Origin of the sequence: Sulfuricurvum sp. RIFOXYD12_FULL_44_77 (assembly GCF_001830725.1) — a bacterium.
GTDB lineage: Bacteria > Campylobacterota > Campylobacteria > Campylobacterales > Sulfurimonadaceae > Sulfuricurvum > Sulfuricurvum kujiense_A.
The window spans coordinates 1-10,448 of sequence record NZ_MIBU01000141.1; the positions used below are offsets into that span (position 1 = coordinate 1).

The 10,448-nt window shown below is 43.2% G+C and carries 12 protein-coding genes; 11 read left to right on the top strand and 1 reads right to left on the bottom strand.

Going from position 1 to position 10,448, the window contains the following annotated elements; all coding sequences use genetic code 11:
• From A2517_RS05920 to A2517_RS05950, 7 genes are all read left to right on the top strand, one after another.
• Positions 1–141, top strand: a 141-nt coding sequence (locus A2517_RS05920; RefSeq protein WP_294895109.1) for a bifunctional adenosylcobinamide kinase/adenosylcobinamide-phosphate guanylyltransferase, incomplete at its 5' end; no start/stop codon positions are given.
• Entirely contained in the window at positions 138–1,190 is a 1,053-nt protein-coding gene (locus A2517_RS05925; protein ID WP_294895089.1) for an aminotransferase class I/II-fold pyridoxal phosphate-dependent enzyme, read from the top strand. The genes A2517_RS05920 and A2517_RS05925, both read left to right, overlap by 4 nt.
• Positions 1,190–2,824 carry an ATP-binding protein gene (locus A2517_RS05930; protein ID WP_294895091.1) on the top strand — a complete coding sequence of 545 codons (1,635 nt, stop codon included), beginning with the start codon at positions 1,190–1,192 and terminating at the stop codon, positions 2,822–2,824. Before A2517_RS05925 ends, A2517_RS05930 begins: the two co-directional genes overlap by 1 nt.
• The gene (locus A2517_RS05935) at positions 2,821–3,732 is read left to right on the top strand and encodes a hypothetical protein (RefSeq protein WP_294895093.1); all 912 of its coding nucleotides are present in this window, start codon (positions 2,821–2,823) and stop codon (positions 3,730–3,732) included. Before A2517_RS05930 ends, A2517_RS05935 begins: the two co-directional genes overlap by 4 nt.
• On the top strand, positions 3,732–4,595 hold the full coding sequence (gene cbiB / locus A2517_RS05940; protein ID WP_294895095.1) for an adenosylcobinamide-phosphate synthase CbiB: 864 nt from the start codon (positions 3,732–3,734) through the stop codon (positions 4,593–4,595). The genes A2517_RS05935 and cbiB overlap by 1 nt, the downstream gene beginning before the upstream one ends.
• Complete coding sequence (locus A2517_RS05945; protein WP_294895097.1) at positions 4,592–5,938, top strand: cobyric acid synthase; 1,347 nt, start codon at positions 4,592–4,594, stop codon at positions 5,936–5,938. The genes cbiB and A2517_RS05945 overlap by 4 nt, the downstream gene beginning before the upstream one ends.
• Before the next feature lie 69 nt (positions 5,939–6,007).
• Complete coding sequence (locus tag A2517_RS05950) at positions 6,008–6,802, top strand: Fic family protein (protein ID WP_294895099.1); 795 nt, start codon at positions 6,008–6,010, stop codon at positions 6,800–6,802.
• Here the strand turns inward: A2517_RS05950 and A2517_RS05955 are convergent.
• Positions 6,789–6,944, bottom strand: coding sequence for a hypothetical protein (locus A2517_RS05955; RefSeq protein ID WP_291750911.1), 156 nt, complete (start codon positions 6,942–6,944; stop codon positions 6,789–6,791). The two genes, A2517_RS05950 and A2517_RS05955, sit on opposite strands and share 14 nt — an antisense overlap.
• A gap of 175 nt (positions 6,945–7,119) precedes the next feature.
• Here A2517_RS05955 and A2517_RS05960 point away from each other — a divergent pair, with 175 nt between their 5' ends.
• The 4 genes from A2517_RS05960 to A2517_RS05975 all read left to right on the top strand — a co-directional run.
• On the top strand, positions 7,120–7,542 hold the full coding sequence (locus A2517_RS05960) for a hypothetical protein (RefSeq protein WP_294895101.1): 423 nt from the start codon (positions 7,120–7,122) through the stop codon (positions 7,540–7,542).
• Positions 7,535–8,281, top strand: coding sequence for an adenosylcobinamide-GDP ribazoletransferase (locus A2517_RS05965; RefSeq protein WP_294895103.1), 747 nt, complete (start codon positions 7,535–7,537; stop codon positions 8,279–8,281). Before A2517_RS05960 ends, A2517_RS05965 begins: the two co-directional genes overlap by 8 nt.
• Positions 8,272–8,775, top strand: a complete 504-nt coding sequence (locus A2517_RS05970; protein ID WP_294895105.1) for a histidine phosphatase family protein — start codon at positions 8,272–8,274, stop codon at positions 8,773–8,775. Before A2517_RS05965 ends, A2517_RS05970 begins: the two co-directional genes overlap by 10 nt.
• 24 nt (positions 8,776–8,799) lie before the next feature.
• On the top strand, positions 8,800–10,448 hold a 1,649-nt coding region (locus tag A2517_RS05975; protein WP_294895107.1), incomplete at its 3' end, for an outer membrane protein assembly factor.

Below are 10,448 nucleotides of genomic sequence, written 5' to 3' on the forward strand. Positions count from 1 at the left end.
GACGTCGGGACGGGAGTGATCCCAAATGATCCTATCAGTCGTCGTTTTGTCGATTACAGCGGCGTGATCGGTCAAGAGTTGGCACATATCTGCGATGAAGTCTACGAGGTAAAATTGGGGATGGAGATTCGTCTCAAATGACGACCTACGCCCATGGAGGGGATGTGAATAGCTTTGCGGCGCACTGCGGCTGTTCGGCGAGCGAGGTGATTGACCTCTCCTCCAACATCAACTTCATTACCCCTCATGTCGTTTTCAGCGGCGTAGCGCTCAATGCCTATCCGACCTATGAGCAACTAACGGAGGTGTTAGCCCACCATTACGATGTGAACTCTGACGAGGTGGAACTTTTTAACGGAGGCTCTTCGGCGATTTTCTCCCTAATGCGATTATTTGACAACCCCACCTGCACGATCTACTCTCCCGCTTATCTGGAGTATAAAAAGTCAGCACTTCTTCACGGTAAAAAAATAAATCTCATCAACCGTTTTGAGGCAATGGATACGGAAGTAGAAGAAAACTCCCTCATTATCTTCGTCAACCCCTCCACCCCTGACGGACGTTATTATGAGATAGATACGCTGATGGAGAGATGGAAAGCCAAAAACTGCACGATCCTCATCGACGAGTCGTTTTTGGAGTTTTGCGGGGGTGAATCGGCAACCCGCTATCTCCGAACCTATGACAAACTCTACGTTTTAAAATCACAGACGAAATTTTACGGATGCGCTGGGGTGAGGGTCGGGATCGTCCTCTCCTCGCGCGAGAACATCTGCGCACTCAGAGCCAAAGAGCCGCTGTGGAAAATCTCGGCGTTGGATAGCCATTTTCTCATTACGGCATTAGCCGATGAATCGTTTCGTGCGCAATCGAGGGAACTGAACGCGGAGGCGAAAACCTATCTGAAAACCCTCCTCGATAACTCGTCCCTTTTTGAGAAAGTATTTGAGAGTGATGCGAACTTTTTTCTTGTTCGCCTTGCTTCGATGTCCGCGAAAGAGTTTCAGGAGAAACTTGTTCCGCACCGCATCATGGTGCGCGATTGTTCTAACTTTGACTTTTTGGATGAGCGGACTGTGCGGATCGCGGTGAAAGAGTTGGAGGCGATGAAGCGGTTTGAAACGGCGATTGCCAATATCGCCTTTGAGTTAAGAGAGGGTACAATAAGCGAAACAGACAGGGAAAACTGATGGAATTAATTTATTTATGGGTAGAAGGCTATGGTAGTATTGAAAATCAAGGATTTAATTTTAGTCCAAGATTTTCTTGTGAATTCAAGGCGGAATTTATACAAAATGAGAATGGACATAATGTATTAAAAGAAGATTGTAAATTAATTATTATGCCAAATGAATATATAGAAAGATTTTTTTATGATGATATCTGTATTACTTGTATTGTTGGAAAAAATGGGAGTGGAAAGAGTACGATTTTAGATGGATTACAAAAAATATTTGAAGTTCTACCTCAAAATGGATTTAAACAGATTATTGATGACAATCTCTCAGAGGAATGCTTTGGATTCATCCTTTTAGTTAGCGAAAATGATAAACTTTACTATATTTCGAATCAAAAAGTTTCGATTTGTTGTGATGCTGAATCAGTTAATAGTATAGATCCGATACAGCATTTATCTTATAAAGCAGAAAGCCAAATACCAGAAGAGTTGAAAAATCAAATAACATTAGATAAAGAAGCCATTGTTAGAATGATCACACATACTTATGATGATCTTGGGTTTGAATTGACTACTTTTATGTACATTCCAGAAAAAATTAAAATTAGCCCAAAATCACTAAGAACTGTATATGAGGAATTAGTTGAGGACATAACTCCTTATCCTTGGACTACTGATAGTGAAGGGATGTCAATTCAAGAAGAAGATAGACATGACAAATTTCTCAGAAATCAAAAAATAGATTTTGAACATACTGCAAGTGAACTTTTTTCAGAAGCAGTAGATGATTATCATAGATTTTTGATGTTATGGTATATATCTGATTATGATTTTGATGAAAGCATCTTGCGAGATAAAGAAGTTTTGTTAGAAAAATATACTACTGAAGAAAGCATGCATATTCGAGAAGAAGAGTTCAGTGAATTATTTCAAGATAGATATTTATTAATTAGTGATTTATCTGATAGAGAAAGATATATTTATTTGAAGCAATATATTGAGTTGTTTGAGTTTGATTTCGTTGATAAAAGCAATAGATATTATGAACATTTAAGTCATGGAGAAAAAACTATTTTTGGTCAATTTTTAAATTTATATTTTCGATCACAATATAAGACAGCCAAGGATGAGTTTTTATTGTTTTTTGATGAACCAGAATTAGCATTACATCCTGAATGGCAAAGAAAATATATATATGAATTAGTAACACTATTGTCAAAACTGAAAAAAAAGTTTCATCTTGTTTTTACAAGTCATTCTCCATTTTTATTATCTGATTTACCAAAAGAAAATGTAATATTTTTGATAGATGGAAAACAAATAAAGATTAATATGGAGACATTTGGATCAAATATTCATACATTACTCGCTCACGGTTTTTTTATGGAAAATGGGCTTATGGGTGAATTTGCAAAAGAGAAAATCAACCAAGCGATTTCTTATCTTAATAAAAAACAACTTTCTGAAGATGAACTATCATACTGCGAAGATATCATTTCAATTATCGGTGAACCTATTTTAAAGCGACAACTTCAAAAGATGTTGGATAGTAAAAGAATGTCTAAAATAGATGAGATAGATAAAATAAAAGAAGAGATAAAAAGGCTTGAAGATAGAATGACTTTGATTTGGAAAAATAGTCAATGATTCAAATTCAACAAAATAATTTAGATCAATTGGCAAAAAAATATTATAAACTAATTGAAAAGTACGTTCAAAAAAAAGATACAAAATATCAATTGGATGAAATCAATTGTGATTTATTGCATCTTTTTGATAAAGATTTAGAACAGATTGTAACAGCTAAACCTTCACAGATGAGGGATTTAATTCAAAAAACTCCACAGGGATTTTCTAAAAATATTAATCAATTAAAAGATTTGTATGGAACATTTAGAGATAAATGGGGTGCTCAGTTAATGGAAGATTTGAATCTAAAAGTATGCCCATTCTGCAATCGTGAATATATTTTTAGATTTGAAGATAGAAAACAAAAAAAAGCAAGAATTATTGCTTCACTTGATCACTTTTATGATAAAGATAGATACCCTTTTTTAGCAATTAGTTTTTATAATTTGATACCATCGTGTTCAATATGCAATAGTAAATTTAAGCATGCCAAGAATTTTTACGAACTCCCTCATTTACATCCTTATGAAGATGACTTCAATAAAAAAGCAAAATTCTCTCACTTTTTGAATGATGCAACAGACGAGAATAAACATCATGCTATTTTTTCAAAAGAACGGATAACACTGGATTTAAAACCAAATGATTCTCAGGATATAAAAACAAAAAATACTATCGAGACCTTTCGATTAGAAGATATATATAAAGAACACAAAGACATCGTTCTCGAATTGATCCAAAAAGCCGAAATCTATAATGAAAGTTATATTGATGAACTTTTTAATCGCTATGAAGGAACACTTTTCAAAAGCCGTGAAGATTTACTACGGTTGATAACGTGCGGATATGTCACCGATGAAGAGATCAACAAACGTCCTCTCTCAAAACTCATCAAAGACATCAGCGAAGAGCTGGAATTGATTTAATGTTCTTTGACATCGCCCTCATCGCCTACGTCACCGACCGCATTTTCGGCGAGTTCAAATTCATCCGTCATCCCGTTATCCTTATGGGCGATTTCATCACCGCCTTTCAAAATCGGTTTTATCGCGACAGTATTCTGCGCGGTTTTTGGCTCGTGTTTTGGTTGTTAGCCGCTGTGTTAGCACTCGTCACTCCGATTTCGCTGATCGTTAATCCGTGGATTTTAGGAATTATCGCCTCTACGGGGATTGCGGGGAAAATGCTCTACATGAGCGTGAAAGAGGTATTGAGCGATCCTTTAAGCATCCGATATTTGGTTAGCCGTGACACCGAAAACCTGAGCGAGAGTGACATCCACAAAGCCGCTATCGAGACCTATGCCGAAAATCTCAGTGACGGGGTAATCGCCCCGCTGTTTTATCTGTTAGTATTCGGTTTGGTTGGGCTGTTTCTCTATAAAGCGGTCAATACTCTCGATTCGATGGTGGGATATCGGAACGAAAAATACGAAAAATTCGGCAAGGTGAGCGCGCGGTTGGACGATATCGCGAACTTCCTCCCCTCGCGTATCACGGCAATACTCATTTTGGTTCTCTTCGGCAAGCTCGACCAAATCACACAAACATGGCGTTACGGCGCATTGCACGAAAGCCCGAACGCGGGATACCCGATCTCGGCGATGGCACTCTCGCTGGGTCTCTCCCTCGGAGGGGCGACATCGTATTTTGGCAAAGTCAAAGAGAAACCCTATTTCGGCGAGGGGGCAATGGAAATCACCGCTCTGGATGTCCGTCGCGCATTAGCCCTTCAGTGGAAACTCGATACCCTTGTAATACTACTTTTAGCGGCGAGGGTTTACGTATGAGATCGATCTCTATTTTCGGCACCTCCTCCGACGCGGGGAAATCGACCCTTACGTTTGTGATCGGGAGACTTCTGCAAGAGCGGGGATTCAACGTCGGGGTGTTCAAAGCCCAAAATGTTTCCAACAACTCCCATGTGTGTGATGACGGGAGCGAGATCGCCATCGCCCAATATTTTCAGGCGGAAGTGCTGGGGATACCGACGAGCTACCACCTCAACCCGATCCTCCTCAAATCGGGTCACGGGAACAGTGCCTCATTGATCGTCAAAGGTCACGTTGTGGAGGATAAAGAGGTGCGGGAGTATTACCGCGATCTCGATACCCTAAAACCCGCCGTTGATGAGTGCTTCGAGTATTTGAGCGAGCGGTACGAGTGTCTCATTTGTGAGGGGGCGGGGAGTCCCGTGGAGCTGAACCTGATGGAGAAAGACCTCTCCAATATCTACATCGCCGAGAAATATAACACGAAGATCATCCTCGTCGCCGATATCGAAAAAGGAGGTGTGTTCGCCTCGATCTGGGGGGTCTATAATCTCCTCCCCGAAGCCTTGCGCGCCAACGTCATCGGGGTGATCGTCAACAAATTTCGGGGTGATCGGAGCCTATTTGATGAGGGGGTGAAGATTATCGAAGAGCGTTTCGGTATCCCCGTTCTCGGCGTCCTCCCCTATCTCCCCCTCAACCTCGGGTTTGAAGATAGCCAAAGCCTTAAAAATTTCGTCCAAAACAAACCCCACCCCGCGAAAAAAATCGGGATCATCGCCTACCCCACGATGAGCAACTACAACGATTTCGAACCCCTCATCGCCGATGAGACCATCTTCGTCGAGTTCATCACCTCCAATGTTTCGCTGGAGAGCTTTGATCTTATCATCCTCCCCGGGAGCAAACGGGTCATCGAGGATCTGCGGTGGCTCAAAAAAACGGGGCTGTTTGATGCACTCAAAGAGCGAAAAAAAGAGATACTGGGGATTTGCGGCGGGTATCAGATGATGTTTGAGAGTATCCTCGACGAGGAGTGTGTCGAAACGGCAGAACCAAGCCGTGAAGAAGCCCTCGGATTTATCGACGATGTGATCATGTTTCAAAAAGAGAAAGTGCTCAAAAAGGGTGAGTATTCGATCTTCGGCAAAACGGTGAGAGGATTCGAGATCCATCACGGGGTGAGCGGCAAATATCCGCTGTGGTATGAGAAAGATCACATCAAAGGGACGTTTGTTCACGGATTGTTCGAGGACGAGGCGTTTGAGGAGTACAAGCAAAAAACGGTGGGTGATTTCATCGCGACGATGAGAGACGAGATCGATATGGAGAGGATTTACAGTCAAATTTCGAAAGATTAGTAAAGAAAAAAATTGGGTTACAATATAAAATCGAAATCGTCAAAGAGGCTTAGAAAGGAGATCATCGGAATGACAAAAACAAAATATCTCCTTTATGCTTTTAAAACGACGCATAACGCATCTATCCAATATTGGTATGAGACGGATACACGATACTTCAAATCAACAAAGCCGCCTAAAAATATTCTCGATAAAGCGAATGCGGAATGTGACGGACTACACCCTGATCAAATCATTACCAACCCTTGGAATCACTGGGAAAGCAACAATATTCAAAAGATCATGACTGCTAACGGAGTATGTATTAACTATCTCAAATCTACCGATAGTGATCTCATCCAAAAACAAGAAGACTTGAAACTTCTCGAACTCTACAGTGATTTGGTCGTAAACTTCGATATTTCAAGATCGTTCGGATTTAATACCGTCATAAAATGGCATAAGCGGGTGTTTGAATCGATTTATCCGTTTGCAGGTGAACTGAGAACCGTTGAAATGAGTAAAGGTGATGATCTTGAAGCGTGGACGTGGAGACTTGAATTTCTCAATGGACTACCCGATTTAAACATTCTAATCAAAGAAGTTTCCAAAAAGAAGTATGAGGATATTGAGCTGATTACGACGGATTTATCCCGTTTATTGAGCGAGTTTTTGTTTATCCACCCGTTTCGGGAAGGCAACGGACGGATTAGCCGACTTTTAGGGGATATTATTTTGGCGAAAAACGGTTTCCCCATGATCGGACTCAATCTCAAAAGCGGTGATAACTATATTCAAAAAGTTCATGAAGGGTATCACTGCAATTATGAACCGTTGCAGCAATTATTAATCGAAAAAATTGAAGAAGAGATTAGGAATGGATAAGTCTGTAATGCTCTTTCAACTCTTTTTTGGTGGTTTTAGAACCTTCTGCTTTGGCAGAGGTGTAAACCGAATTAACAATCATAGTTTCCCGCTTTTTAGCAGTAGAGAAGAATTTATTAGTGTTTGCAATAGTTTTTTTCATAAGGACACCTTTTTAAAGAGGGTAAAACCCGCTTTGAACGCTGATTTGCTACGCTGGTTCTGCGATCGAAACCTCGATAGATTTAGTTACCGATTGGTACTGAATTCAGCAAGAATAGTACCACGTTTTTATTATATCGGCGTTAATGAAATTAAATTAATCAAGGATACTTTCTATGTCCTATAAACAATGGTTTGATGAGCATGCGGCCAAACACGCCGCAATCATGGAGAAGCTCACCCATCTCAGCGACGACGAAGTGATAGAATATTTCCGCTTTGAAAACATGATCAAGCGTGAGCCTGATTTTTGCCCACTCTATGCTGAAAATAAAAAATGCCACGACACCGAAGAACTCAACTGCTACCTCTGTGCCTGCCCAAACTTCCGTTTTAACGAGAGCGGATTCGCGCGTGAGGGTGAACGAACCCTCTTTAGTACCTGCTCCATCGAGAGCCCCGATGGGGATCGCTATGTGAGTGAAAAGGCCATCCATCAAAACTGCGCGGGGTGCATCGTTCCCCACCGCGAGAGTTATATCCGTAAAGTGTTTGATCGGAATTGGCTCACCATTATGAAAGAGGTGCCGTGTGAATAAGGTTTATTTGGGGGTTAAATTTGCCCTGAGCTACTTTACCCTCCTCCCTATCCGTTTCCGTACCGACGATGATCTGAGTCATCCTCGTGTGTTGAAAGCGATGCTCCTCACCCTCCCGTTTGTAGGAGCCCTTTTGGCATCCCTCTCTATCGGGATTTTTATGGCTTTGGAGTCGCTGGGGTGGTTAGGGGCGCTGATCGCTGCCGTGGCGTATATGGTGCTGTATGGATTTATCCACACCGAAGCGGTGATCGATGTCGCCGATGCGCTATACGCCGCCCACAGCGGAAAAGATCCTTATGACATTATCAAAGACCCCACTGTCGGGGCGATGGGGGTGTTGTACGGAGTGAGTTTTACCCTCCTGAAAATCGCCGCCCTCTCGACACTGCTGATGCACCATCTGTTTCTCCCTTTTGTTGTTATTGCCGTTATCAGCCGTTTGGGGCTTCTCATTCTGATCCGTACCTACGATTTTCGTTCGTCGTTCGTCTCACAGCTTCATACGAATCTCCGACTTTTTCCCCTCGTGTTAGTGATCGGTTTGTTCGGTGCTTTAGGATTTTATCTCCTCTCGTGGAATATTTTTCTCCTCTTTGGTGTGGGGGGTCTCACCGCGTTTCTCCTCTCCTCCTTCGCGAAAAAAGGACTCGGATTTATCAACGGGGATGTTCTGGGGATGTCGTTGGAGGGCTCTGAGCTGATGCTGATACTAACGGTGCTGTTAGTATGGTACTGACACTCCTGCGCCATGCGGCTCCCTCTGCGGAGTATCACGGACGCACTATCGGTCATACCGATATCCCGATCGATCCTCGGCTGTTTAGATCTGCAGCGCTTTCTCGTTCTTATGATGCTATCTACTCTTCCGATTTGCGCCGATGCACCCAGAGCCTCGAAGCCCTCGGGTATTCTGATTTTAAAACGGACGAACGTTTGCGGGAAGTAGCTTTTAAAAAGCACTTTGAGGAGAAAAGCTTTGAGGAGATCGAGCGTATGGAGGAATATGATCCCTCTTTTTTAGAATCACAAGAGAGCTGGCATAGCTTTATTTGCGAAGAGAGTATTGAGCATTTTCGTCGACGGATCGAAACATTTTTAGAAGAACTTCCCCTCGATAAAAACATTTTAATCTGTTCTCATGCGGGGACGATACGGGAGATTCTTTCTCTCTTAAAAAGCGAACCTAAAGGGCTGGGTTACCTAGAGTATACGATTGTTACGGTAAAATAGAGTCAAATATTTGAAGGGGTGCTGATGCGGTATATCGTCATAATGGTGTTGCAATGCGTAGCACTGCTCGGCACCCCCCTTCCGATCACCTTTGTCGGGAATGAAAAAATTACCTCCGATCAGCTGTATGCGACTTTGGGGCTTCGCAAACCTTTCGCAATCGAAGTGTGGGAAGATCACCCCTCTATCGAACCCATAGCCGTCTCTCAAAGTGTTTCGGCACTCACCAGCTTCTATAAATCCAAAGGGTACTATCACGCCCGCATCACCTCCGAGACAAACGAAAAAGAGGTTGTTTTCAAGATTCAGGAGAACGATCCCATCCTCATCGGAGATATTCAAATCAACAGCCTTTTGGATATACAATCGGCCATTTCGCTTCGCACGGAGGGGTTGTTTGACCAAGAGGCTTTTTCAGCGTCCAAATCGGCGATTAAAAAACGCTACGGAGAATCGGGCTATTGTAATGCGCAGTTCAATACCAAAGCATGGGTCGATATCGAAACCGACCGCGCCTATCTCCTCTTCGAGGCGACACCGGGAGAGCCGTGTACTTTCGGAGCGGTGAGTGTTGCATCGACCCCCAATATCGACGGGAATCTCACCGCTTCGATGCTTCGGTTTGAGGAGGGAGATCCCTACAGTGTCGAAGCGATTCGGCTCAGTTACGAAGCCCTTTATGCCCAAGAGGGGATTGCCCGTGTGGTTATCAATGACAATGAGCGAAACGGCAGTGTGGTTCCGATCAGTCTCAGTATCGAAGAGGCGGAGCGTCCGATTCGATTTACTGCCGGTGTGGGATACAGCAGTGATGAGGGATTTGCGGCACAAACAGGGCTGAAACACCGTAACTTTTTCGGTGATCTCAAAACCCTCTCTCTCGATGCCCGCTATTCTCAGGTTAAACAAGAGGCGTCAGGGAGTATTGCGTATCCGCTCCGCAATCGAGGATTGTTAGGGGGGGAAATCGGGTATACCAACGAAATTTTTGATGGGTATAAAACGAAAAGTACCTATGAAAAGCTTACGGCGAAATACCAAGACTCTCCGGCTTCTGCCATGGTTGGGGTACTGTTTGATGAGGTTGAGACGTATGATTCACACGATCAGAACACGTTTCCCGATTCCGTCCTCTTTATCACGTCACCTTTAGGGGAGATCAACCTCGATACCCGCGACAAACCGCTGGAGCCGACAAAAGGGTATTGGCTCAATGCCCGCTTGAGCGGATCGCTCCAATCGGTGGTTGTTTCGGATGCTACCTATTTTAAAAGTCTCCTCTCGAGTGCTTATATCACCAGCATCGGCGAGCATGTCTTCGGCGCGAAGCTCAAATGGGGAACCCTGCGACTATACGACGGAGAGCTCCCCTCTTCGTACCGTTTTTATGCAGGGGGGATGAACTCCAATCGTGCCTATACCTATCGTGATTTGGGACCTAAAAACAGAAGCGGCGATCCGATAGGATTTTCATCACTCGTCGAAGGGACGCTTGAGTACCGTTTTCCGATAGTAGGAGAGTTCCGAGGGGTAGTATTCAGTGATCTCACATTTGCCTCTGAAAAAACTATCCCTGATTATGCCAATGAGGGGTATTTGGGAGTCGGGACAGGATTACGCTACGTTACCCCTGTCGGCCCTGTTGCTATTGATGTGGGATTCGATCCCGATGA

What these genes read in the sequence shown, in the direction of transcription:
- A2517_RS05925 (WP_294895089.1), top strand. Translation starts at nt 138, where the DNA reads ATGACGACCTACGCCCATGGAGGGGATGTGAATAGCTTTGCGGCGCAC.
- cbiB (WP_294895095.1), top strand. Translation starts at nt 3,732, where the DNA reads ATGTTCTTTGACATCGCCCTCATCGCCTACGTCACCGACCGCATTTTC.
- A2517_RS05960 (WP_294895101.1), top strand. Translation starts at nt 7,120, where the DNA reads ATGTCCTATAAACAATGGTTTGATGAGCATGCGGCCAAACACGCCGCA.
- A2517_RS05935 (WP_294895093.1), top strand. Translation starts at nt 2,821, where the DNA reads ATGATTCAAATTCAACAAAATAATTTAGATCAATTGGCAAAAAAATAT.
- A2517_RS05930 (WP_294895091.1), top strand. Translation starts at nt 1,190, where the DNA reads ATGGAATTAATTTATTTATGGGTAGAAGGCTATGGTAGTATTGAAAAT.
- A2517_RS05970 (WP_294895105.1), top strand. Translation starts at nt 8,272, where the DNA reads ATGGTACTGACACTCCTGCGCCATGCGGCTCCCTCTGCGGAGTATCAC.
- A2517_RS05955 (WP_291750911.1), bottom strand. Translation starts at nt 6,944, where the DNA reads ATGAAAAAAACTATTGCAAACACTAATAAATTCTTCTCTACTGCTAAA.
- A2517_RS05945 (WP_294895097.1), top strand. Translation starts at nt 4,592, where the DNA reads ATGAGATCGATCTCTATTTTCGGCACCTCCTCCGACGCGGGGAAATCG.
- A2517_RS05950 (WP_294895099.1), top strand. Translation starts at nt 6,008, where the DNA reads ATGACAAAAACAAAATATCTCCTTTATGCTTTTAAAACGACGCATAAC.